Raw genomic sequence first — 23,008 nt, forward strand, 5'->3', positions numbered from 1 at the left:
ACTTACCATAAATTAATAAATTTGTCATATCAAACTTACTTTCTAGGAAATGGGGAATAATGACGAATTAGCAGCCTAAATTAGATAACCAGTCATTGCGGTGATTGCCTATTCTTCACTTACTCACTAATCTTCAAAAATCAATCCATCCTGAGAAATAATTACAACACCTAATAAGTTAATACAGGACAAAATTATATAAAGGGTAAATTTAATTTCTCTAAAAAGGTAAATATAATCACAAAAATACTGTAGGGGCAATCCCCCTGTGGTTGCCCGGAATCATAATTAACGAAATCTGCCCGGATTTAGACGACTGGGACTTTGAAGCGTGGTATTAACTTGAATTGCTATTCCATTCCTCAGTTTTCCGCCTGTACCACCATCTTTAGGATCAAGGTATGGTTTCAAATTAATCCCACCTTTAGCAGAAGTAACCTGATTCTTGCTACCACCTAAAAGCGTTCGTCCCAGACTATATAAGCTATTGTCATTGCCGCTGTTACGATTATTGTAGGTATTGACAGCAATAGTTTGTTGTCCAGTATCAGCAGTAGTTAAGTTTTGGAATACACTATTGCGAATAGTATAAGGATCTTTGCCACGAGGGACTGTTAAGACAATTCGACAACTGGGTTGGGCTTCGGTGGTGACACAGATAATATTTTCCCTATTTTCTCTGGCTATTTGCAGTTCTTGTAATCCATCTGGGCGATATGATTCTAAACGGGTAGCGATCGCCTGACAACGTTTTTGAGCATCCCAACCGCCTCCTAAACTCTGAGGTGCAGCCCAAGCAAAGTATTGTCCTGGTTGGCTTTGGGGCTGATACATGACTGTAAACTGTCCATTGTTAGATTGACAACTAAACCTGGTGCTACTGTCGTCAACGGTGGTGGAAGTTGGGATGGTGGTTGATGAACCCGATGGTACTGTAGGAACAACAACTTGAGCAAAAGCTACAGTATTACTAAAAAATAAAGAACAGCCCAGACTACCCAACAATAAAACCCGAATTGATTGTAATGGCATAAATATAACCTCTGTTAGAAACAGGTAAATAGCTGATATCTCTATTGACGGAGAATATATTTTTTTGATTCATTAACAATACCTGTTTTTTGGTTTTTAGTATACATAGCAGAAACCGCTACAAGCTAGGAAGGATTATCAGCAGCTTACAGCGGTTTCTCGATTAGGTTGTAGTTCACAGAAATAGGTGCGTTGTAGGCGATCGCAATCCAAGGACGCTTATACTCCGTTCCCGGTGAAAAATTACCTGTCTTCTTTCCTTCATCCTTCCTGTTCTTCGTGTCTTTAAAAACAGATATTATTCATCAATACAATGGGGAATACCCAAAACTGCACAAGGGAAGTTTTTACCGAGTGTTGCTATCATGGGATGATGACTAGATTGGCATCCTAAAAAGAGAATATCTGCACTTTCTAATTGCACAACCTTTTTCAGTTCTTTTGCAGTGTTGCCAAACCGCAAATGAGATTTAAACGAACCTTGCCATTCTTCAGCTAAAGTTTTTGCTTGCCAAACAATTCTATCTGCTTCCTTGATGGAAGTTATAGATTCTTTGGCTAATTGCGGTAAAATTGCTGTTCCTTTGGGTTGATTTAATCGCCAGGTGGCTGGCTTTGATGTTTGGCTGAATTGGTATTCTAATTGAGCTTTATTATCAGCAATATTGACTATATCAACAGATTGATAATTGAAGTTTTCTGCTACTACATAAACAGCTTGGACTGTAATTTGAAAGTTAGTAGCTAAACTCGTTTGGTGAGCAATCCAACAGGCTATATCTAGGGCTGTGTGACTTTGAGGTGAACCATTATAGCCCACGATAAAATTAGCTGATTTAGCCTGGGAAACTCTTTCGGAAAATGAGGTTTGAGCTTCTGGCAATAATACCATTTGTTCAATTAGGTCATCACGACCGATAGCACTTTGTAACCGTGCTAACATTGGCTTGATTTTCACAGTTTTAACTTCTCTCCCTTGCAACGATTAGTCAATGAGAAGCGGGGGATGAAAATTGTAAATTTCAGATTTATCTCAAATCCAAAATCTAAAATTTATTTAAGGAAGCCCTAATCATAACTGATATTACAGCCAAGATTTTGGAAGTTCCTTCCATTGCCGACGGAGTTAGCTGACGGGCTAAGACTGGAAGGTGTCTCTCGTAAGATTAGCCCCAAATACTTGGTTCCTCCGTTTCAAATTCAGGTTCGATGAATTTGGATTAGGCTACCCACTAAAAATATAGTAATACTATTACACTAGGTTTAAATAAAGTCAAGGTTAAGAATATTGAGGATATGCTTGTAGTGAGCAGCTTGATTGGTAATTTTTCCTATTTTCCGTAATATTTAATGATTTAAACTATTTTGATTTAACAAAAATTCAAAAGTGAGAATTTAGTGATAATTCGTGATTTAAGTATGTTTAACGGTTATTTTTCAAGATTTAATAAAAGCCTTGTAAGTAGGTTGGCGTTGAAAATTGTCGTTATAGCAAGGCAAGAAGCAAGAGTAAAGAAGTTTTCAGCGATTTTACGTTTTTTTACACAGTTTGGTTTTATTGTGTTCACCTACTTAGTAGATCAAGCAGATAATAGGTAAAAGGAAATAGGTAATAATTTTACCAATTACCCATTACCAATTACCCATCACCAATTATTAAGCAGTTACCTTTTCACTTTCTAAACGAGCCAATCTTTCAGCTAATAGTTTTTCCAAAGAAATCAAAGCTTTGGTGAAACCATCAATACCTTCTGAGAGTTTATCAGAAACCATGCGATCTGCTTGCAGCAGCGCTTCGCTATCGCCATTGTGTATTTGATCAAACGTAGCTTTATCAACAGAGATTTTGGCAATTGGTAAACCTGCTGCTTTTGCAGGATCAAGTTTGCGCGGTAATTCAGCCACAGTGTTTTGCAATTCTGTCAACAAACCAGGAGAAATAGTTAACAAATCGCAACCAGCCAATTCTGTAATTTCGCCGATATTACGGAAACTAGCGCCCATGACCTCGGTTTTATAACCAAACTTTTTATAGTAGTTATAAATTGTGGTGACAGACAATACACCTGGATCTTCTGCGGAGGGATAGCTGTCCCGACCAGTATCTTTTTTGTACCAGTCAAGAATCCGACCCACGAAAGGAGAAATTAAAGTGATCCCAGCTTCCGCACAGGCGATCGCTTGGTGCAAACCAAATAGTAAAGTTAAGTTACAGTGAATACCTTCTTTTTCCAAAATTTCCCCAGCTTTGATACCTTCCCAAGTGGAGGCAATTTTAATCAAAACCCGCTCTTTAGAAATACCAGCAGCTTTATACTGAGCGATTAAATCCCGTGCTTTAGCTACAGTAGCATCTGTATCATAAGATAACCGAGCATCTACTTCTGTAGATACCCGACCGGGGATAATTTGTAATATCTTTAATCCAAAAGATACCGCCAAACGATCAAAAGCCAGAGATACCACCTGGGCTTGACTAGCACCAGCGCCCGCATCTTTTTTAGCTTTGAGTAAAGTTTGATCAACAATATCCTGATATTCCGGCATTTGTGCCGCAGCGGTAATCAGTGAGGGATTGGTAGTAGCATCTTGAGGTTTAAACTGTTCAATTGATTGGATATCTCCGGTATCCGCTACCACAACGGTTACTGCCCGTAGTGCTTCTAGTAAGTTCTTAGGCATAACATACTCCAATGTCAGTGGTCAGTTGTTCGTTGTCAGTGGTTAGGGAACAGGGAACAGGGAACAGGGAATAGGGAATAGGGAATAGGGAATAGGGAATAGGAAATAGGTAGGATATTGAATTTTTCTTACCTCTTGCCTCTTGCCTCTTGCCTCTTGCCTCTTGCCTCTTGCCTCTTGCCAATTACCCATTACCAATTACCTATTTTAGATGCGTCATGCCGTAATTGGCTGTCCAATAGAATGCACTTTAATTAAACTTGTTGTTCCAGATTGACCAATTGGGACACCAGAGGTAATCACCACCTTGTCTCCTTCTTGAACCAAACCACTAGCAACAACAGTCTCTACCACATTCACAAACATTTCTTCAGCATTGTGAACAGGTTGAATAAGTAAAGGTTCTACACCCCAAGATAAAGCCAATTGACGATAAGCGGTACAGTCGGCAGTAAGCGCGACAATCGGTGTGCTGGGACGATATTTAGACACCAGTTTGGCTGTACTTCCTGATGTTGTATTGCAGAGAATCGCTTTTGCACCGGTTTCATAGGCAATGCGACACACCGATTGAGATACTGATTCTGTCACTGTCAAACTACCCGCTTTCGGACTCCAAGAATGTCTATGTCCCTCTTGGAGTACAGTTTCTGTTCTTAAAGCGATATTGTGCATAGTTTGAACAGCAGCTATGGGATATTCGCCCATTGCGGTTTCTCCAGATAACATCACCGCATCTGTTCCATCTAAGATTGAGTTAGCAACGTCTGTGGCTTCAGCGCGAGTGGGGTCAGGGGCGCTAATCATAGACTCTAACATTTGGGTAGCCGTAATCACTGGTTTACCAGCTTGATTACAACGACGGGCAATTTCTTTTTGAATCAGGGGGACTTCATAAATCGGTACTTCCACCCCCAAATCACCACGGGCAATCATAATTCCGTCCGCGACTTGCAGGATAGCATCTAGCTGTTCTACTGCTTCCGCTCGTTCAATTTTGGCAATGAGGCGAATCTTTGAGCCAGCACCTTCAATCATCCGGCGTGCAGGTTCGAGGTCTTGGGGCGATCGCACAAAGGACACTGCTACCCAGTCTATACCTAATTGTATCCCAAATCGCAAATCCATTAAATCCTTTTCTGTAATTGAACTTACAGGTAAAGGAGTTGCGGGTAAATTTACACCTTTGTGAGAAGAAATCAAACCGCCGATATTTACATGAGCGCGAATTCTATCAGCGTCACGACTGGTAACAGTTAATTTCACCCGACCATCATTAATTAAAATCGGTTCGCCACAGCGCATCATGGCGAATAGAGTGGGTAGAGGTAAGGGTAACTCATCAATATTTTCACCCTTCTCTTGTAAAAGAAAAGTCACCTCAGTTCCAGCTTCCAACATTAACCCTTCCGGTGGTAATTTCCCCAACCGAATCTTTGGACCACACAAATCCTGCATAATTGCAATTGGCTTATGTAAATCCTTGCTAATTTGTCTTAAATGATGAAAAACCTGAGCGTGAGCCTCATAAGCACCATGAGAAAAATTCAACCGCGCCATATTCATTCCCGCTCTTACCAAAGCTTCTAACTTCTCAGGTGAAGATGTAGCAGGTCCAATAGTACAAACAATTTTAGTGCGACGCATAAGTATGTAAGGAGTAACGTTAAGGTAGCACGCTCCGTTAAGCCCTGGAAGAGGCAGGGGAGCAGGGAGCGGGGAGCAGGGGGAGAAGAATATTAATCTTGCTCTTACCTCTTGCGGTTCTCACTGTCACCTGTCACCTCTCACCTAAATCAATCCTTCTTTTTTGGCCATTGACAACATCAAATCAACGACGCGGTTGGAGTAACCCCATTCGTTGTCATACCAAGAGACAACTTTGAAGAAATTGCTATTCAGTTCAATTCCTGCACCCGCGTCGAAGATGCTAGAGTGGGAATCACCTTGAAAATCTGTAGATACTACCTCTTCATCGGTGTAACCCAACACACCTGCTAAATTACCTTCCGCGGCTTTTTTCATGGCTGCACAGATTTCTTTGTAAGAAGTGGCTTTGGTGGTTTTGAAAGTCAAGTCAACTACGGAGACATCAGGAGTAGGAACTCTCAAAGCCATTCCTGTTAATTTACCTTTCAATTCTGGTAATACCAAAGCCACCGCTTTAGCCGCCCCTGTAGCCGAGGGAATAATATTTTGACCCGCACCCCGTCCACCGCGCCAATCTTTGCGACTGGGACCATCTACCGTGGGCTGAGTGGCTGTTGTGGCGTGAACTGTAGTCATTAACCCTTCGGCTAAACCGAAGTTATCATTAATGACTTTCGCAATGGGAGCTAAACAATTTGTAGTACAACTTGCATTAGATACAATCAAGTCTTTGGCGGGGTCAAATAGGTGATGATTTACACCCATAACCATTGTTTTTACCTTTTCAGGTTCTTTTGTCGGTGCAGAAATCACAACCCGCTTTGCACCTGCTTTCAGGTGATTTTCCGCCCCAGCGTAGTCGGTGAAAAGTCCTGTAGATTCAACAACATAATCTACTCCCAATTTACTCCAAGGTAGTTCTGCGGGATTTCGCATGGATACACAAGGAATAAAATGACCATCAATTACAATCCCGTCTTCTCTAGCTGCAACTTTGCTTTTCAATCTCCCGTGTGTAGAGTCGTACTTGAGAAGATAAGCAAGGTTATCGGGAGGAACTAAATCGTTAATTCCTACAAATTCAATATGAGGATTAGCAAGACCAGCACGTAACACAAGTCTACCAATTCGACCGAATCCATTAATACCAATTTTCAACTTCGTCAAAATTAAACCTCCTGTGTTGGGAATTTCAGCAAAGGTTAACTGGCCCGGTTAATTCTAGTCTGACTTAGCTGATTCTTACAGTCACAAAAGGCATAAAGTTAATTTAACTGGCATATTTTAAGGTTTAGTTATTGTTCTTTGATGACTTGTGATCATTAAAGGTTGTTTAAAAGGTATAAATTTATATATCTATGGGCGACGGTCAGTCGCGGCTACACAGACAAAACCCATCTTCATGGGTTGAAAACCTTAATTTTTCGTTAGTCCACACAGGTAGACTTTGTTTGTGTACTAGCGTTCGCGTCAGCGTGCCGGAGGCATCTTTATAATCGCCGGAAACTTTTCAAACATTACCTTTTCCCTAGCTTCCAATCTTCACCACCAGTTAAATTACCTAAATAATCATCAATAATATCTGGTAATTCTCTCACTTGATAATTTACCTTTTCCCTAATTTCCAATCTTCACCACCGGGTAACTGTATTAACAGTTCAGCAATAGTTTTTGGTAACTCTTTCACAGAATGTAAATGAGTCAATTCCAAAAATTTCCTAGCGATAGAGATTACCTCATTTTTATTAACCATTTCCGCTAATTGAAATTCATTATAAATCCCATTCAAAACTTCTAAACTAGCGTCAGCTATGGCTAATTCAATTTCATCTTCTAACCAACTATCCCATTCATCTTGATTGATATAATAGGATTTTTTATTTTCTTTGAGATTTATTTTTTTAATTTCCACTAACGAATTGCGAATAGAAGCAACCCAGGAATTAGTTAATCGGTTTTCTATTTGGTTTTTAATTAAATGAATTAACAAAATTCTCAAAAATGCTTGAATATTTCGTAAAATCGCTTGTTTACTCATCCCCTCTAATTCATCAACAATAGCTAAAGCATCGCTGTAACGTTTTTCTAAAATACTATTTCTAAGGTCTATTAATTCTTGAGTCATATTGATTACCTTTACTCTAATTTCCAATCTTCACCACCGGGTAAATTACCTAAATAACTATCAATAATATCTGGTAACTGACCACACAAGTAAATTCACAGAATCAAACCGGATTCCCATAGCATAAATAGTGCGGTATGTATCGGTTTGATAATTGCTGCGAATTTCAAATACTCACTTAGGCTAGAGATGGCTTATTTGCTTGGCTTCCATACCCACTTCCTGCGGTGCTAGTTGATGGTTATTTTCAGTTAATGGAAATAACCAACTTTTAACTTTGTGGATAGATAATTACCCCAAAAAGCCAGCGAGTAGTAGTGGTAATAGTATCAAAGCAGACCCAATTAAAACCAGGGTGGCTGGATCAATTTTAATGTGGTTCTTTTGTGGATTACGCATTTAGTGAAGTTCCGAAAAATAGTTATTTTAACGTGAGTTCGACATAACGATAATTTGTGGAAAACTCACCCCACGTAGGAGTCTCAAGCCCTTATTCTCTCGTTGAAAAAATCATAACTCCGTTCGCGTAGCGTCTCCGAAGGAGAAACTCCGAACTCACGTTATTTTAGCACAATTTGAATTCAATAATTATCCGAGCAAAATTAATTCAAGATTTTTAGAAAAAACAAAAATATCTGTATTGTTGATCTGTTCCCCATCCCCAATATATCACTTATTTTATTTACAATCATTTATGCGAATAAATATCTTGTGATAACAGCCTACTGCTTGTCCAAACCAAAGCCTATCTAAATTTCCCACACAAGCTTTTCCCAAAGACGTTCCTACAGGTTTAGGTAAATATCCTATGGGGGTATCTGTAGATAATTGGAAATGAGATTCTATATTGGTTATATTTTCTGGTTTCCATCCCACTTTTTGACGAAATTTTTCATCTATTTTATCATCAAAATTAATTTGACCATTATTTTCTTGTTTCCAGATTTTAGTTTGGACACTAAAACCAAATCTATTTTCACTAGCATTTAACCACAAATTGTCTATATTCTGTAAAGCTTCACAAGGAAAATTTTCAATGGCTCTGGTACTTAACCAATTATTATTTTCTCTGTTAGTGATTTTCAACATTACTGATTGTGTTTCTTTGGCAGCAGCTTCCCAATTCTTAGCTTGTAAATATTGACTCAATTGAGTATAATTATCTTGTCTATGCTGAGGATGCCAATAAATCCACTCTTGAATTTGATAGGATGAAAAAAAAGATAACAATGGAATGCAGGATATTATGATTAATATCGAATATCTAGTTATAAAAGCAATTAATTTATGAATTTTTTGGTAATAGCGTTGATTGTTTGTTAGTATAGCCAGAAACTGGGAAATTTTTTTCATATCCTCATCTACAAATAAATATATGAGGAAAAATGGTAAACACAAAAATACCAAAGTGATGATAAAATTCCCAACTGGATTATTAGTGAGTTCTGGTGTGAGAATAATTAGAGGTATTGTAAAATATACTAACGTCCATACCAAAAAAAGCTTGCAAATTAAAACAAGCAACTTCAACAAAAATTTATTAACTATCAAATATTTGATCATACTCTATATATTTTATGATTTACCTGCATCCGCTTTCAGATTTTATCTCATCTAATTTGATCATTACTTCGGCACAGCCTAACTATTACTATGAAGGAAAATGTCCCCAAACAGGGGAAATACTCAGATTACCCCGTACCCCTTTAGCCGAAGCTATAGCTAATAGTCTTATGCAACAAATTGAGCAAAATCATCTTTATTCCCAGGAGGGAAAAATGTATGGTATTTTGTTGGTTGAATTACCCAATGGTGAACCAAGAGTTATTAAAGCATTTTCTGGTTTATTAAATGGTAATAGTATGGTTCAAGGTTGGGTTTCACCAATTCCTGGTAGAGAAGAAGTGGCTTTATTAGAAACTCAGACTTTAGCCAAGTTAGAAGCCATTAAACAAGAAATTATTAGCCTTGAGAAACTTTCAGAAAGAGAAGAATATAAAACTCTATCTGCTGAATATACTGAACAGTTACAGGCTCTTAGTTTACACCATTATCATAGCAAACTACAACGACAGACACAACGTCAAGAATTTTGGCAAACTCTCACGGATGAATCCCTAAAAATTGCGCTGGAACAATTGGCAGCAGAAAGTCGTCTACAAGGAATTGAACGTCGCAATCTTAAACGTCGTCAAAATGAAATTTTACAGCCTTTACAGAAAATCATCACATCAGCAGATCAGAAAATTGCCGCACTAAAACAACAGCGTAAACAATTATCCCGACAGTTACAAACAGAAATGCACGCTGCTTATAGCTTAACTAATTTTCAAGGACAATCTTTATCTCTACAGAAATTATTACCAGCAGGAACACCAACGGGAACGGGAGAATGTTGCGCTCCTAAATTATTACATTATGCAGCTACTCATCAACTAAAACCTTTAGCAATGGCTGAATTTTGGTGGGGTAATTCTACCGTAGAGGATAAAATACAGGGAGAATTTTATGGTGCTTGTTTGGAAAGATGTCAGCCATTAATGGGATTTTTGCTATCAGGATTAAAGCCAAATCAAGTAGAAATAATTTATGAAGATGAATGGCTAATTGCTGTCAATAAATCATCAGGATTATTATCTGTTCCTGGTCGTTATTTTCATAATCAAGATAGTGTAATTAGTCGTTTACGTTATTTATATCATCAAGAAATAATTGCGGGACATCGTTTAGATCAAGATACTTCGGGAATTTTATTAATTGCTAAAGATGCAATTACTTATTCTCAAATAAGTAAACAATTCCAAAAAAGACAAGTATCTAAAGTTTATGAAGCTTTACTTGCAGGTGTTCTCAATATTCAGGAAGGTGAAATTAATTTACCTTTGTGGGGAAATCCTGACAATCGCCCTTATCAAGAAGTGAATTTAGCACAGGGTAAACCTAGTTTAACTCGCTTCCGCGTGATGAACAGGGAAGGCAATTATACTCGTGTGGAATTTGTACCCATTACCGGACGTACCCATCAATTACGGGTTCATGCTGCGGATAAGAGAGGACTGGGAATGAGTATTTTGGGGGATAAACTCTATGGTGATCATCAGAATATTGGGAGATTATATCTGCACGCAAGGGAGTTGAGGTTTCAGCATCCTCATGTCAATAAAATCTTGCATTTACAAGTAAAAACACCATTTTAATTAGGAAATATAATTTGTCAAAAGATATTGACAAATACTTTAGACTTATTTTATTATAACAAACGTTCAATATAAAATCCATGATCCCCCTGGTGAAGAGCAAGCCATGTTATGCCAAAAATTGTTGACCACGAACAATACCGCAAAGAATTACTCAGTCAATGTTTTGATTTATTCGCGGCAAAAGGCTATGCAGCTATTACTATGCGGCAGATTTCTGCGGGGTTAAAGGTTTCCACAGGTACGCTGTATCATTATTTTCCCAACAAACAAGCTTTGTTTGAGCAATTGGTGGAAGAAATTAGTCAGCAGGATGTCATTACAGCTTTAACAGAATTTGGAGGAAAAAAAACCTTATCAGAATTGATGGAAACTTTAGGTCAATACCTTGTTAAAAATGAGGATTATTTAATTAAATGGACTTATTTATGGGTTGATTTTTGCCAACATCAAGACTCAAAAATAATCTTAAATAATAGCACTGTTTTTAAACGGGCTAATCAACGATGTCAGCAGGTAGCCTGTGATTTATTAGGTGTTCGAGATGTCGTATTAGCATCTTTTGTTTTGAGTTTTGTGAATGGTGTTGTTTTAGAGAAATTGTGGGGTAATGAGAACATTGATTTTCCCGAACAGTGTAAGCTGTTAGGAGAAATGATTACGGCATATTTACAGCAAAAAGCCCAGAGTTAAATTAATAATTAACAGCCATAAATACCGATAAATTTATTTTGTGATGAGGTAGTGAAAATGAGTTACAAACTGTCGTTTAAATCCCCAAGTCCAGGTTTGATTGGTTTAATGCTTGCGGCTACTGCGATTCCATTAGGAATTGTCATTTATGGAGTTTCTAATTTTGGACAATTGGGTAAAACTTCTGTGACAGAATCAAAATCAATTGTCCCTGCTCCTCAAGCAGTCACCGCTTTAGGAAGATTAGAACCAGAAACAGAAATAATTAAGTTATCTGCACCTTTAGCATTGGATGGCGATCGCATTGTCGAAGTATTAGTCAAAGAAGGTGATCATGTTAAATTAGGACAAGTAATTGCTATTTTACAAACCCGTGATCTCTTAAAAAATGCTGTTATTCAAAGCACGAAACAAGTCAAAGTTGCTCAAGCTAAACTTGCACAGATTAAAGCTGGAGCTAAATTAGGAGAAATTCAAGAACAGTCGGCAATTATTGAACGAATTAAAGCCCAATATACAGGAGATAGACAAGCCCAAGAGGAAAATATTGCTCGCATATTAGCCCAATGGGAAGGTGATAGAATTGCCCAAACAGCAACTATTAATAAAGTAACCGCAGAACTTAAAAATGCCGAATCAGAATATAAACGCTATGAAAAGTTATTTTCGGAAGGGGCAGTTTCTAATTCTGTAATTGATAGTAAACGTTTAAATGTGGAAACGGCTAAACAGACATTAAGTGAGTCCCAAGCTATTCTCAACCGGATTAACACTACAGCCAATAAACAATTAGCCGAAGCTAAAGTTGCCCTTAATCGCATTAATACTACTAGCAATAAACAAATTAGGGAAACTCAAGCTAAACTGAATAGTATTGCCGAAGTTCGTCCTGTAGATGTGCAGTTAGCGCAAACAGAAATTGAGAGTGCGATCGCTAATCTCAACCGAGCAAAAACTGAACTAGAAGCAGCTTATATTCGCGCCCCTATGGCGGGACAAATTATCAAAATTCATACCCGCGTCGGTGAAAAAATTGGTGATCAGGGAATTGCTGACTTTGCCCAAACTAACAAAATGATGGCAGTAGCAGAAGTTTATCAAACCGATATTAGTAAAGTCAAATTAGGACAAAAAGCCATCATCACCAGTCAAGGATTTCCAGGAAAATTACAAGGTACAGTCCAGCAAATTGGCTTACAAGTCAACCGTCAGAATGTTTTTAGTGATCAACCAGGAGAAAATTTAGATAGTCGCATTGTCGAAGTAAAAATTCGCCTAACTCCTGAAGATAGTAAAAAAGTTTCTGGCTTAACTAACTTACAAGTACAAACAGCAATTAAATTGTAATTTATTTGTAACCGTTCACGGGGGGTACAAAAAACGCTCTATATGAGATTCCACGAAAACAGCATGAAAAACGTTATAGATTTGATTTTTTTAGGTCATTTGAAATTCGCAAAATCTCTATATCGGTTTGCAAATCGTTTTCCAGCCAATTTAAGAACCATTCGTTAATATGTCAAGTTGCCTGAAAAACCCAACAGACAAAGCTTTCAGGTTTTTTAATAAATTCTCACCCTCTGTGAACGGTTACATTTATTTCCTGTCAAGGTGCATAAAAAAACTCATGATTAATAAAATGTTTCGGAAAACCCCCCTAGCTTGGCGACAGTTAATGAAGGAAAAAACGCGGCTATTGGTTGCAGTGGCCGGAATTACTTTCGCGGATATGTTGATATTTATTCAGATGGGTTTTGAAAGTGCATTATTTGATGCTGCTATTCAACCTCATCGCAATTTACAAGCAGATTTAGTATTAATAAATCCTCAATTTCAAACCCTATTTTCAGTCAAAAGCTTTTCTAGAGAAAGACTTTATCAAGCATTAAGTTATAACGGTGTAAAATCAGTTAGTTCTATTTACATTAGTACAGGACAATGGCGCAATCCTCAAACTAAAATGGATCGATCTATTTTAGTTTGGGGTGTAGATCCGGCTACACCTGGTTTAAAGTTTCCTGAACTTCAAGCCAAAAAAGATAATCTTAAACAATTGAATCAAGTTATATTTGATGAAGCCAGTCGTCCAGAATATGGAGAAATTGGCAAGATTTTCCGAGAAACTGGCAAGTTTAACGCCGAATTAAGCGGAAAGAATGTCAGTGTTAAGGGTTTATTTCAAAATGGTGCTTCTTTTGCTGCGGATGGAAATGTAGTAGTTAGTGATTCTACTTTTTTGCAGTTATTTTCTACTCGCAAAGCTGATCAAATTGAAGTTGGATTAATTACTCTTCAACCCGGTGCTGATATTGAAAAAGTCAAAGCACAACTGCAAATAGGACTAAATCCAGATCCTCAAAATCCCTTTGTTGAAGTTGGTACTCCCGAAACATTTGCCCAAAAGGAAAAAACTTATTGGGCTACTGGTACAGGGATTGGTTTCATTTTTAGTTTGGGTGTAATCGTCGGTTTTATTGTTGGTATTGTCATCGTTTATCAAGTTCTTTATTCCGACGTTTCCGATCATTTACCAGAATACGCTACTCTCAAAGCAATGGGTTACACTGATAATTATCTCTTGCGAGTTTTATTACAAGAAGCATTGTTCTTAGCTGCATTGGGTTATCTACCTGCATTTTTTCTATCTTTTGGATTATATCAAGTCACCTTTGCCGCAACTCTTTTACCAATATCTATGAAGGTAGATCGGGCAATTAATGTTTTTATCTTAACGGTAATTATGTGTACTGTTTCTGGCGCAATAGCGATGCGAAAACTCCGTTCTGCTGATCCGGCAGATATTTTTTAACCTAACAATTTTTATATCTCATGCAAAGGTAAGGAACTATGTCATTGGAAGTTACAACTATTGCTTCTGAAGTTATTTCTAGTTCAGAAACAGTTATTTCTGTTAGTAATCTCAATCATTATTTTGGTAAAGGCACGCTACAAAAACAAGTATTGTTTGACATTAATTTAGAGATTAATGCGGGTGAAATTGTTATTATGACCGGTCCTTCGGGTTCAGGTAAAACTACCCTATTATCATTAATGGGGGGGTTACGTTCTGCCCAAAATGGCAGTTTACAAATATTAGGACAGGAAATGTCCGGTGCAAAAAAAGCACAATTAACTAAATTACGTCGCCAAATTGGTTATATTTTTCAAGCACATAATTTGATGAGTTTTTTAACAGCCAAAGAAAATGTGCGGATGTCTTTGGAGTTACATGAACATCATCTCAATGGCGATATTAATGCTAAAGCTACAGCAATGTTAGATCACGTCGGTTTAGGAGAACATATTAATTACTATCCAGAGAATTTATCCGGTGGACAAAAACAACGGGTAGCGATCGCCCGCGCTTTAGTCAGTCATCCCAAAATAGTCTTAGCAGATGAACCGACAGCTTCATTGGATAAACAATCGGGACGTGATGTGGTGGAATTAATGCAAATGTTAGCCAAAGAACAAAACTGTACTATCTTATTAGTCACCCATGATCACCGCATTCTGGATATAGCTGATCGGATTATTTACATGGAAGATGGACAATTGAAAAGTGATGGAATAGATATGGGAGTCAAAGTAAATTGACACTTATTTATGATGAATAATAACACAGCCTCAATTTCAATATTGAAGCAATAAATTCGCAACAAATAAGAATTGATAACTTATCCAATTAATGGCAAAATTCTTTGCAATTCTCCACAAGCAGCTTTTAAAGAAGGTGGTGCATTCTCATCTAAATTACCTTGAGAACACTGGTTGGCTAATTGTTCAAGATATGGTTTACAATCTGATTGCTTTTTAGATTTTGTATATTCTGTTTCTTCATCAATATTTTCACCCTGTAAATAATGTATCCAAGTTTCGATATTTCGTTTGGGAACAAAAACTGCTATAGCTTCATTAGGTTGACGACTTGCATGAGAATTTTCTACGAGTGCATTATCTAATTGCTTTAGTCTTTCTTCTACTGTTTTTTTATCTGCATCAATTAAAACAATGAGCATTCCCGAACGTTTATTTTTCTGTCTACGATACTCTACAACTTCTTTTGCATATTTTTCTCTGACAAACTGCTCACCTGCACCTTTAGGACAAATTTCAGTGCGGAAATTTCTATCTAAGGTAAAACCGCGCTTTTGCAAAAAATGAATAGCAAAAACTTCTTGTTGTTTATCCTCACACAAAATTACAATCTGCACTCTCCGCTGGCTCATTATAACCATCCCCGCGCAATCAGTTCTGAAATCTTTAACCCTGAATCATCAGCTTCTTCATTACTGATTTTTCTGACTCGTGCAGGTGCATTACTTTGACGTTCAAACCAATAACCAATTGGTGACGCTAAAAGATAATTAATACATTCGGGATGATGTGAAATTAGTAAGGCTTGTAACTTTCCTTCATCACAAAAATCATATAGCTGTCTTAACCAAGGTTGAATTTCTGGAAGTGCTAAAAAGTTTTCTGGTTCATCAATACAAAGTGTATAATCTTCAGATTTCATGCAGTAAATTAGTGTATATAATATTATTAATGCTTTTTGACCATCTGATAATGCACCTAAATGATAATCAATAGTATTTTTATCTTCTGAATCTGATGTGAACTTTAATTTCAAACCAACATATTTTTCTCCTATTTGCTCAAACTTAAAACTAATAAAACCATCTAAAACTTCTTTTAAAATATTTATTAATTCAGCAACTTTCCCTTGATCTTGTGAAATGTATTTATACCAAGAAACGAAATTTTCAGCTTTAGAACCTAGATATTTTGTTTCTGCACCACCACTCTTGATTAAAATAGGAACAATTTGTACAATAATTACTTTCTCTATCCGTTTTGTAAACCAAAATAGTTTTTTGTTGTCATTTCTTGGTAATAAAGAGGATAATATAGATTGAGATGAAAGAAATGAATATTTTGATGCTTCTGAATAATCATCTCGAAAAAGTTGTACATCGCCATTTTCATATTTTAGTAAAGGATGTCCATTGAACCATAATCTTTCATAGGCAATAGAGACTTGATCTCGATTAGCTTCAACTACAAGTTCATATTTATAGTTACCATCATTACCATCTATTTCTAACTCGAAACGTTGAATTGGTGAAGTTTGCCAGCAAGTAAAATCAAAATAATCAAAAATAGACTCTAATTTTGATTCACCTAATATAAAATTTTGAATTTTCCGCAAGGCTTCAAAAACAGTTGATTTACCTGAACCATTACCACCAAGAAATAAGTTAATTGAGTTAACATTAAGCTCAAAATTCACCAAACAGCGAAAATTATCAATATAAATACGCTTTAACATAAAACTTTTCCTCCTAATCAAACACTATAATACAATGCCAATTACTATAATCACATAAATCAAATTAATCATATAAATCACAGTCCAGACCGCAATATAGTACAATTGTCCTATACAGACAAAACATAATACTCAGTCTAGTCAAGTGTAAGATAGAAAAACAATGATTGCCTACGGTACGCTATGCGAACAGTGCCATCATTGTTTTAACTAATTATGGTTGACTTTTCTCGTGAAGTGAAATTCACTGCGAGAAAAAGTATTAAAAATCAGGAGCAGACGATGAACAGTTGTATTTTGATGGCAGAAATTTACGATAATCCCCAACTGCGTCACACACCAGATGGGTTAGAAGTTACAGAAATGATCGTTCATGTAGCGGGAGCAAAACCAGATGATCCAACGCATCCTTTAAAAGTCGTAGGTTGGGGAAATTTAGCAAAAGAGATTCACCAAAGTTATCATCAGGGCGATCGCGTCATTATTGAAGGGCGCTTAGGCATGAATACAATTGATCGCCCCGAAGGATTTAAGGAAAAACGCGCAGAATTAACAGTCCAAAAGATTCACGCCATCGGACAAGGTGCTTATACCAGTTCACCAGCAGCAGCCACGAGAACCACACCAGCCTATGAAACCCCTGTAGCGCCACCAACCTACAGCCCTACTAATTCATCCGCCCCAATGCCCCAGGTAACAGCCCCTCAGCCGACATACCAACCCACCCCTGTGCAGTCTCCATCCCCTATAGGAGTTACGCCAGAACCCGATCCAGATGACATCCCGTTTTAGCTTAAACAGTAGAAGCCTCTCACCTACCCTTCTCCAAATATCTGATATAATCACTGAGGATAGGTGTAACCCAAATTAAATGCTGAAAAGCAGCCTATTACGAAAGTTAAAAATTATCTCCAAAAGTCCCTAGGGCATAGGGCTTTAAAGCTCAGTTAATGTCTTCAAAGAAAAGTCCCTGAGAAGCCCATACTCACCTGTTCGCGCCAGCGTGCCGCAAGGCATAAGGGAGTGTGTGGAGTATGTCACTCATCACCTTTGTAGAGACGTTCTAGCGCCTCTACATTCTTTTTTAACCTCCACTGACTTCACCCCATTCCCGAATTGCTGGAAATACCGATGAATAATCATCCTCTGGATAGGACATTTTCATAGTTGCGTGTAAGATTTGCCTTACACCCTCAATGCTGTTGAGATTTAAACCCAAGGATTTCGCTTCCGAGATAAATAAATCTATTTCCTTGATCAGTTGTTTTGTCGGCAAATTGGCGTTATTGTAATTGCCATCTAACATCCGCCGCAAATTTTGATCAAAAGTAGGCGCGTAAAGTTTACTTTCCCGCAAAACCTGCATAAACAAATCAACATCAATGCCTTGCAACTGGATATATGCCAGACTCAGAGCAAAGCTAGTTGTGAGAGAAGCAATCAGTTGATTGAGTGCCAAGGTGAGATTAGAGGCAGAACCCACAGCGCCTATATATACAGGATTTTCTCCAAAATGTTGGAGTAACTTTAAATGCCGTTGATACTGTTCTTCCTCTCCACCGACCATGACAATTAATTTGCCAGTTTTAGCTTCGGGAATACTACCCAGGACGGGAGCTTCTATATATTCACCCCCAGCCGCAACTACTGTATCTCTGATTTCTTGGCTTTCTAAGGGATTAATCGTCCCCATTTGAATGATGCTGCGTCCTGATAAAGTATGCCAAGAAGTATCCGTCAGAAGTACATGATAAATAGCTGCGGCGTTAGAAAGCATTAGCACTATACAGTCAGCAGCGCGGATGGCTTCGCGGGGTTTGGTCACAATTTGCACCCCTGCTGCCCGTAGCGGTTCTAATTTTTCTGGGGTGCGATTATAGGCAATTAGCTCTATGTCGGCGGCTAATAACCTTTGAGCCATCGGTAGTCCCATCAATCCAGTTCCCAGAAATGCCACCTTCATGTTTTACGTTCCTTTGTCAGTGGTCAGTTGTTAGTTGTCAGTGGTCAGTTGTCAGTGGGTACGGATAATTGGAAGAATTTATTACCCATACCCAATTAATTTTGACTTTTGACTTTTGACTTCCGCGAAGCGGTACTAGCCTCCTGCGGCAAAAGTCACCATAATGATTACGGAAAGTAATAGTCCGGGGGAAAGTAGAGTTACTAGCACTAACAGATCATGAGCAGTCATAATTATTCCTCTTTGCAGATTTTTGACTTTAATCATCACTGCTATGCTAGTGCAAACAAGGCTAATACAGGATTGTTAAAGAGATTTTTAAGCTTTCTCTTTGATCTCTACTCTGGTACGACTAATCCCTGGAGTGGTTGTGATGCTTGTTTTTCCGTTAGTCCCTGGCTTTGGACTAAAACGCCAAAATTGCCTAATCCTGATGGGTTAATGAGTTGGTGTAATCCTTCCCGGCGTTGAAGCAACTGTGATATTGGTTGCTGTTGAGAAGATAGTGCAGCTATTCTTTCACCTATTCCCAATGCCATTAAAAATAAACCTTGCTGCGTCCAACCAACTTGTTTGAGTCCGCACCGTTCACCCCAAGATGATAAGGCTGTAAAGTCAACGTGGGCAGTGATATCTTGTTGCCCAATATTGATATAAGGATTATCATGATGACGATGCTGGTAGTAGCACTGGAGAGTTCCCTGCGATCGCCTGGGGTTATAATAACGATGAGCAGGGTAGCCATAATCAATTGTTAGCACATACCCCCGTTCCAAGCAGTCTGCCACTATACCCAACCAGTTCAAAGCTGCTAAATTAATTTCACTACGATAGCCATTTTCATAAGTATTTTGGCTTAAATCAATTCCTACTAACTTAAAATATTCTCCTAATTGTGGTGTTGATGGTTCTCCTATTACTTCCATAAATAGAGGATCACGGATGATCTGGATTTCACTGATTTCACGGTTTAATTCGGCGAGGGTGACGTAAATTTCTCGCAATTCTCCTGCTGCTAAAATAAATTGGTGGACTGGAAAAGCATCTACTAATTCATTGGAAAAGAAGCAGCCGTTAATAGATTTGGAGGGAATTTCTTCCAAGTTACACCAATTAACAGCAAAATCTTGTAACCGTTGTTGTTGTTGTTGTTTTAAACTTTGTGATTTTTCAACAATAATATATTTGACTGCGCCAAAAAAATCTGGGGATTCTTGCTGTATATAATTGAGTATATGGGATGCTAATATACCTTGTCCTGCTCCCATTTCTACCAAATCAAAATGTATAGGTTGATCTAAAATCTCCCACATTTGGTAAAATTGCTTTGCTAGTAATTCCCCAAAGTCAGCACCTAAACTGGCAGATGTGAAAAAATCACTACCGCGAAAGCCGATTTTGATAGCATCACTAGAATAATAGCCATATTCTGGATGATATAACACCATCTCCATGTATTGGGCAAAAGTAATTCTTTTTTGAGGGCTGGTGATGATACGATGGGTTATAGCTTGACACAGTGGGGAATGGGAATCCATAAAGTTTCTAGGAAAGAGAGAACAGCAAAAAATTTGTGTAATTGATTCTATATAAAAATACTTGCATCTAACAAATTAAACTCAGTTAATATCCTGTAAATCCTTAAATCCTGGATATCCTGATATGGCTTGCGCCACGCTTCGCTATCAGACAAAGAATATGTTAAAGATTTATTCATTTAGCCAACTAAAAAGTTCACCCACAGTAAGATTAAATGATTCTGCAAAAGCTGGAACAGGTAAACTATCTGTTTCTAATTCAAATAATAGAATCCGTTGATCATTAAAATAGACAAAAACTAATTTTTCTGCGGGGTCAATTAACCAACCCATTTGAGTACCATGACTCAGACAATGGAGAATATTACGAACAACTTTAGTTTGACTTTGTTCAGGGGAAAGTATTTCAATTGTCCAGTCAGGAGGAATAGCAAATGTGTTAGCAACCTCACCATTTTCATCGCGGGGAATGCGTTTCCATGTAAAGACGGCAATATCAGGTACAATGGATCTGCCGCCAAAGGTACAGCGTAATTCAGAGTATGCACGGGCTATGCGCTGGGGTTTGAGTGCTAGGTTAATATTAGAACCGAGGTCAAGCTGCACTGTGCTATGTTTTCCTTGAGGCATGGGTTTTTGAATGATTTCACCATTAATAAATTCACTTGCCGGTTTGGTTTCTGGCAATTTGAGAAATTCGTCAAGGGTTAGGATTTTGATAGGGGTTTGAACCATTACCGTTTCGGGTTTGTAGATTATTAATATTGTATCATTTTTGAATGGTCACAAATCAGGTGGTTATCGAGCAAAGTCGAGATAATATCCAGAATTTGAGGATTTACAGGATGTTGATTTGCATTAAGGGTTTTTAGATGTAAAGATTTTTGTGATGTACTAGAAACTTTTTTACTCTTGTATGATAACATTAAATTGAATGCAAATTTAGCGTAAATTAGTTGTCATGATTAATTTGAGTCGAGATATTCAGTCACTTTCAACCTTTAAACGCAATACTAATGAACTGATTAACCAGATGAAAGAAACTGGAAACCCGATGGTTTTAACAGTTAATGGTAAAGCAGAATTAGTAGTACAAGATGCTGCTGCTTATCAGAAATTAATGGATACTTTGGAAAAGTTAGAAACTCTCATTGGTATCAAAAAAGGATTAGAAGATATAGCAACAGCTAATACACAATCTCTAAATCATTTTATTGAAGAAATGCAGCAAAAATATGGAATTTTAGGTTAAATTAACTGGTAATGCCAAACTAGAAATAGAAGCTGTATATCGTTGGTTAAAAGAATATAATACTGATTATGCAGATCAATGGTTTAGGGATTTAATGAATACTATTGCTACTTTGAAAGATAAACCTAAACGTTTTGCTTTTGCTAGAGAAAATGATGATTTTCCTCAAGAAATAAGACAATTTTTATATGGGAAAGGAAGAAATAAATATCGTGTAATTTTCACGATTGAAGAGGATATCGTTTATATTCTTTATGTACGTCATAGCGCACAATCTTCAATAATATTTAATCCTCTTGATTTTGAGGAATAGTGTAGATAATCACGACAGCTTAACACACCCTAGAATCTAATTTGTCTGAATCAGGTGGTTATCGAGCGAAGTCGAGATAATATCCAGGATTTAAGGATTTACAGGATGTTGGTTTTAATCTTTTCCCATTTCTAACACACACTGCACACTACAACCCAAACCGCTCTATTTTACTAAGGAAAATCCAGCTTGCTGAAAATGATGATCAAAACTTAAAGCATGAGTAATATTTTTATTTCTCATAATTACAAAAGAAATGCAGTCAACTAAACCCCATTCTTTATCTTGAAAGTTCTTGTACAAATCAAATCCTTGATGAAATAAATCTGGAGTAACATGGATAATTTCTACTGTCTCTGCATTTAATAAATATTCTATTAATTGAGTTGCTTCTTGTTTATAATTACGACTTAAACCATTAGCTATTTCTAAGAGAATTGCATCAGAAGTGACTAAAAATGAATCATCATAATAATTTGCTAAATCATTAGCTGTTTGATGATATTGATCTCTTTCATTAATTAGAGCAATAATAAATGAAGTATCTAAAAAATGACAATTATTGCTCATCTGATTCTTGCTGGTATGAATATTTATCAAAATTCACGGAAAAGTCTGTAGGTCCTTGAATTTTTATCTGTTTTAGCTGAGATAAAATTCCCTTTTTAGTGCTATTCTTCTTATTTGTAAAATCTTTAATTAGTTGATAAAGTTCATTAAGCTCTTGTTCTGGTATTTTGTCAATTTCTGCTTGGATAAGTTCTTTCGTAGTCATAACTTTTACTTCTGGCGGTAATTTACTATATTATATCAGAATCAGGATGTCCAGGATTTGAGTATTTACAGGATTTTGATTTTATTTGTGGTGTACTAATATTTTAATTTGTCTGAATCAGGATTTAAGAGGGTGTTTGAAAAGTCTAATTTATTACTTGCAAGGGCGACTAGAAGTCGCGGAACCACACAGACGAAACCCACCTATTCCTTCGGTCCCGTAAGGGATACGTGGGTTCAAAAGCCTTGATTTTTCGTTAGTCCACGCAGGTGGACTTTGTTTGTGTAGTAGCGATTTCTAATCGCCGGAAACTTTTCAAACATCCTCTAAGGATTATAGGATTTTCAGGATGTTTTTTGATGATGGTGTGTAGGTATTTTGGGATTTTCAGGATGTTTTTTGATGATTGTCTTTAAATGATTATAAAAAATCTAAAAATTACCATCCTGTAAATCC

23 protein-coding genes and 1 riboswitch are annotated in these 23,008 nt (G+C 37.3%); of the genes, 8 read left to right on the top strand and 15 right to left on the bottom strand.

The features are described from left to right. Positions 1 to 288: 288 nt before the first annotated feature. The 7 genes from IQ226_RS04860 to IQ226_RS04890 all read right to left on the bottom strand — a co-directional run bounded on the left by IQ226_RS04860 (position 289) and on the right by IQ226_RS04890 (position 8,842). The gene (locus IQ226_RS04860) at positions 289 to 1,032 is read right to left on the bottom strand and encodes a COP23 domain-containing protein (protein ID WP_193892775.1); all 744 of its coding nucleotides are present in this window, start codon (positions 1,030 to 1,032) and stop codon (positions 289 to 291) included. 298 nt (positions 1,033 to 1,330) lie between these two features. Continuing rightward, positions 1,331 to 1,975: a universal stress protein gene (locus IQ226_RS04865; protein ID WP_193892934.1), complete on the bottom strand. Its 645-nt coding sequence runs from the start codon at positions 1,973 to 1,975 to the stop codon at positions 1,331 to 1,333. 160 nt (positions 1,976 to 2,135) lie between these two features. After that, a riboswitch (cyclic di-AMP (ydaO/yuaA leader) is annotated at positions 2,136 to 2,248 on the bottom strand. Between the two features lie 440 nt (positions 2,249 to 2,688). Beyond that, positions 2,689 to 3,714 (bottom strand): transaldolase, encoded by a 1,026-nt coding sequence (locus tag IQ226_RS04870; protein WP_193892778.1) that lies wholly within the window; start codon positions 3,712 to 3,714, stop codon positions 2,689 to 2,691. Positions 3,715 to 3,930: 216 nt separating this feature from the next. Further along, positions 3,931 to 5,361 (bottom strand): pyruvate kinase, encoded by a 1,431-nt coding sequence (pyk, locus tag IQ226_RS04875; protein ID WP_193892780.1) that lies wholly within the window; start codon positions 5,359 to 5,361, stop codon positions 3,931 to 3,933. Between the two features lie 144 nt (positions 5,362 to 5,505). Continuing rightward, a complete protein-coding gene (gap, locus tag IQ226_RS04880) occupies positions 5,506 to 6,531 on the bottom strand; it encodes a type I glyceraldehyde-3-phosphate dehydrogenase (protein ID WP_193892783.1) in 1,026 nt (341 codons plus the stop codon). A 439-nt stretch (positions 6,532 to 6,970) separates the two neighbouring features. After that, complete coding sequence (locus tag IQ226_RS04885; RefSeq protein ID WP_193892786.1) at positions 6,971 to 7,489, bottom strand: DUF29 family protein; 519 nt, start codon at positions 7,487 to 7,489, stop codon at positions 6,971 to 6,973. Positions 7,490 to 8,167: 678 nt separating this feature from the next. After that, positions 8,168 to 8,842: a GUN4 domain-containing protein gene (locus IQ226_RS04890; protein ID WP_193892789.1), complete on the bottom strand. Its 675-nt coding sequence runs from the start codon at positions 8,840 to 8,842 to the stop codon at positions 8,168 to 8,170. A 224-nt stretch (positions 8,843 to 9,066) separates the two neighbouring features. On the opposite strand from IQ226_RS04890, the gene IQ226_RS04895 reads away from it, so the two are divergent. The 5 genes from IQ226_RS04895 (at position 9,067) to IQ226_RS04915 (ending at position 14,976) form a co-directional block, all read left to right on the top strand. Next, positions 9,067 to 10,686 (top strand): RluA family pseudouridine synthase, encoded by a 1,620-nt coding sequence (locus IQ226_RS04895; protein ID WP_193892792.1) that lies wholly within the window; start codon positions 9,067 to 9,069, stop codon positions 10,684 to 10,686. Positions 10,687 to 10,797: 111 nt separating this feature from the next. Then, positions 10,798 to 11,379, top strand: a complete 582-nt coding sequence (locus tag IQ226_RS04900) for a TetR/AcrR family transcriptional regulator (protein WP_193892795.1) — start codon at positions 10,798 to 10,800, stop codon at positions 11,377 to 11,379. Positions 11,380 to 11,436: 57 nt separating this feature from the next. Then, a complete protein-coding gene (locus IQ226_RS04905) occupies positions 11,437 to 12,726 on the top strand; it encodes an ABC exporter membrane fusion protein (protein ID WP_193892798.1) in 1,290 nt (429 codons plus the stop codon). Between the two features lie 280 nt (positions 12,727 to 13,006). Next, entirely contained in the window at positions 13,007 to 14,188 is a 1,182-nt protein-coding gene (gene devC / locus IQ226_RS04910; RefSeq protein ID WP_193892800.1) for an ABC transporter permease DevC, read from the top strand. A gap of 38 nt (positions 14,189 to 14,226) precedes the next feature. Then, positions 14,227 to 14,976, top strand: a complete 750-nt coding sequence (locus IQ226_RS04915; protein WP_193892802.1) for a DevA family ABC transporter ATP-binding protein — start codon at positions 14,227 to 14,229, stop codon at positions 14,974 to 14,976. Positions 14,977 to 15,056: 80 nt separating this feature from the next. Here the strand turns inward: IQ226_RS04915 and IQ226_RS04920 are convergent, their stop codons facing one another. Then, positions 15,057 to 15,608 carry a hypothetical protein gene (locus tag IQ226_RS04920; protein WP_193892804.1) on the bottom strand — a complete coding sequence of 184 codons (552 nt, stop codon included), beginning with the start codon at positions 15,606 to 15,608 and terminating at the stop codon, positions 15,057 to 15,059. Beyond that, entirely contained in the window at positions 15,608 to 16,711 is a 1,104-nt protein-coding gene (locus IQ226_RS04925) for an AAA family ATPase (RefSeq protein ID WP_193892806.1), read from the bottom strand. The genes IQ226_RS04920 and IQ226_RS04925 overlap by 1 nt, the downstream gene beginning before the upstream one ends. A gap of 282 nt (positions 16,712 to 16,993) precedes the next feature. Between IQ226_RS04925 and IQ226_RS04930 the strand changes: the two genes are divergently transcribed. Next, positions 16,994 to 17,503, top strand: coding sequence for a single-stranded DNA-binding protein (locus IQ226_RS04930; protein ID WP_027400736.1), 510 nt, complete (start codon positions 16,994 to 16,996; stop codon positions 17,501 to 17,503). 292 nt (positions 17,504 to 17,795) lie between these two features. Here IQ226_RS04930 and IQ226_RS04935 read toward each other — a convergent pair whose 3' ends face one another. From IQ226_RS04935 to IQ226_RS04945, 4 genes are all read right to left on the bottom strand, one after another. After that, positions 17,796 to 18,674 carry an NAD(P)-dependent oxidoreductase gene (locus IQ226_RS04935; protein ID WP_193892808.1) on the bottom strand — a complete coding sequence of 293 codons (879 nt, stop codon included), beginning with the start codon at positions 18,672 to 18,674 and terminating at the stop codon, positions 17,796 to 17,798. Positions 18,675 to 18,809: 135 nt separating this feature from the next. Continuing rightward, positions 18,810 to 18,941 (bottom strand): hypothetical protein, encoded by a 132-nt coding sequence (locus IQ226_RS25550; protein WP_255539951.1) that lies wholly within the window; start codon positions 18,939 to 18,941, stop codon positions 18,810 to 18,812. Between the two features lie 71 nt (positions 18,942 to 19,012). Further along, positions 19,013 to 20,212: a class I SAM-dependent methyltransferase gene (locus IQ226_RS04940; protein WP_193892809.1), complete on the bottom strand. Its 1,200-nt coding sequence runs from the start codon at positions 20,210 to 20,212 to the stop codon at positions 19,013 to 19,015. 171 nt (positions 20,213 to 20,383) lie between these two features. Beyond that, on the bottom strand, positions 20,384 to 20,947 hold the full coding sequence (locus tag IQ226_RS04945) for a Uma2 family endonuclease (protein WP_193892812.1): 564 nt from the start codon (positions 20,945 to 20,947) through the stop codon (positions 20,384 to 20,386). 226 nt (positions 20,948 to 21,173) lie between these two features. On the opposite strand from IQ226_RS04945, the gene IQ226_RS04950 reads away from it, so the two are divergent. Together IQ226_RS04950 and IQ226_RS04955 are read left to right on the top strand one after the other, a co-directional pair. After that, positions 21,174 to 21,464: a type II toxin-antitoxin system Phd/YefM family antitoxin gene (locus tag IQ226_RS04950; RefSeq protein WP_193892815.1), complete on the top strand. Its 291-nt coding sequence runs from the start codon at positions 21,174 to 21,176 to the stop codon at positions 21,462 to 21,464. Between the two features lie 25 nt (positions 21,465 to 21,489). Next, positions 21,490 to 21,777 (top strand): type II toxin-antitoxin system RelE/ParE family toxin, encoded by a 288-nt coding sequence (locus tag IQ226_RS04955; protein ID WP_193892937.1) that lies wholly within the window; start codon positions 21,490 to 21,492, stop codon positions 21,775 to 21,777. Positions 21,778 to 21,942: 165 nt separating this feature from the next. On the opposite strand, the gene IQ226_RS04960 is transcribed toward IQ226_RS04955, so the two are convergent. Continuing rightward, a complete protein-coding gene (locus tag IQ226_RS04960) occupies positions 21,943 to 22,347 on the bottom strand; it encodes a type II toxin-antitoxin system VapC family toxin (RefSeq protein WP_193892819.1) in 405 nt (134 codons plus the stop codon). Next, entirely contained in the window at positions 22,337 to 22,552 is a 216-nt protein-coding gene (locus tag IQ226_RS04965; protein WP_193892822.1) for a hypothetical protein, read from the bottom strand. The genes IQ226_RS04960 and IQ226_RS04965 overlap by 11 nt, the downstream gene beginning before the upstream one ends. Positions 22,553 to 23,008: the final 456 nt, after the last annotated feature.

This window comes from Dolichospermum sp. LEGE 00240 (assembly GCF_015207875.1).
Lineage (GTDB): Bacteria > Cyanobacteriota > Cyanobacteriia > Cyanobacteriales > Nostocaceae > Dolichospermum > Dolichospermum gracile.

Bases quoted from the DNA above. Each gene is read 5' to 3' on its own strand.
- IQ226_RS04890 (WP_193892789.1), bottom strand. From the start codon at position 8,842: ATGAAAAAAATTTCCCAGTTTCTGGCTATACTAACAAACAATCAACGC.
- IQ226_RS04870 (WP_193892778.1), bottom strand. From the start codon at position 3,714: ATGCCTAAGAACTTACTAGAAGCACTACGGGCAGTAACCGTTGTGGTA.
- IQ226_RS04940 (WP_193892809.1), bottom strand. From the start codon at position 20,212: ATGGATTCCCATTCCCCACTGTGTCAAGCTATAACCCATCGTATCATC.
- IQ226_RS04930 (WP_027400736.1), top strand. From the start codon at position 16,994: ATGAACAGTTGTATTTTGATGGCAGAAATTTACGATAATCCCCAACTG.
- IQ226_RS25550 (WP_255539951.1), bottom strand. From the start codon at position 18,941: ATGATTAAAGTCAAAAATCTGCAAAGAGGAATAATTATGACTGCTCAT.
- IQ226_RS04945 (WP_193892812.1), bottom strand. From the start codon at position 20,947: ATGGTTCAAACCCCTATCAAAATCCTAACCCTTGACGAATTTCTCAAA.
- IQ226_RS04885 (WP_193892786.1), bottom strand. From the start codon at position 7,489: ATGACTCAAGAATTAATAGACCTTAGAAATAGTATTTTAGAAAAACGT.
- IQ226_RS04920 (WP_193892804.1), bottom strand. From the start codon at position 15,608: ATGAGCCAGCGGAGAGTGCAGATTGTAATTTTGTGTGAGGATAAACAA.
- IQ226_RS04935 (WP_193892808.1), bottom strand. From the start codon at position 18,674: ATGAAGGTGGCATTTCTGGGAACTGGATTGATGGGACTACCGATGGCT.
- IQ226_RS04865 (WP_193892934.1), bottom strand. From the start codon at position 1,975: ATGTTAGCACGGTTACAAAGTGCTATCGGTCGTGATGACCTAATTGAA.
- pyk (WP_193892780.1), bottom strand. From the start codon at position 5,361: ATGCGTCGCACTAAAATTGTTTGTACTATTGGACCTGCTACATCTTCA.
- IQ226_RS04860 (WP_193892775.1), bottom strand. From the start codon at position 1,032: ATGCCATTACAATCAATTCGGGTTTTATTGTTGGGTAGTCTGGGCTGT.
- IQ226_RS04900 (WP_193892795.1), top strand. From the start codon at position 10,798: ATGCCAAAAATTGTTGACCACGAACAATACCGCAAAGAATTACTCAGT.
- IQ226_RS04895 (WP_193892792.1), top strand. From the start codon at position 9,067: ATGATTTACCTGCATCCGCTTTCAGATTTTATCTCATCTAATTTGATC.
- IQ226_RS04905 (WP_193892798.1), top strand. From the start codon at position 11,437: ATGAGTTACAAACTGTCGTTTAAATCCCCAAGTCCAGGTTTGATTGGT.
- IQ226_RS04950 (WP_193892815.1), top strand. From the start codon at position 21,174: ATGATTAATTTGAGTCGAGATATTCAGTCACTTTCAACCTTTAAACGC.
- IQ226_RS04960 (WP_193892819.1), bottom strand. From the start codon at position 22,347: ATGAGCAATAATTGTCATTTTTTAGATACTTCATTTATTATTGCTCTA.
- IQ226_RS04925 (WP_193892806.1), bottom strand. From the start codon at position 16,711: ATGTTAAAGCGTATTTATATTGATAATTTTCGCTGTTTGGTGAATTTT.
- IQ226_RS04915 (WP_193892802.1), top strand. From the start codon at position 14,227: ATGTCATTGGAAGTTACAACTATTGCTTCTGAAGTTATTTCTAGTTCA.
- devC (WP_193892800.1), top strand. From the start codon at position 13,007: ATGATTAATAAAATGTTTCGGAAAACCCCCCTAGCTTGGCGACAGTTA.
- IQ226_RS04965 (WP_193892822.1), bottom strand. From the start codon at position 22,552: ATGACTACGAAAGAACTTATCCAAGCAGAAATTGACAAAATACCAGAA.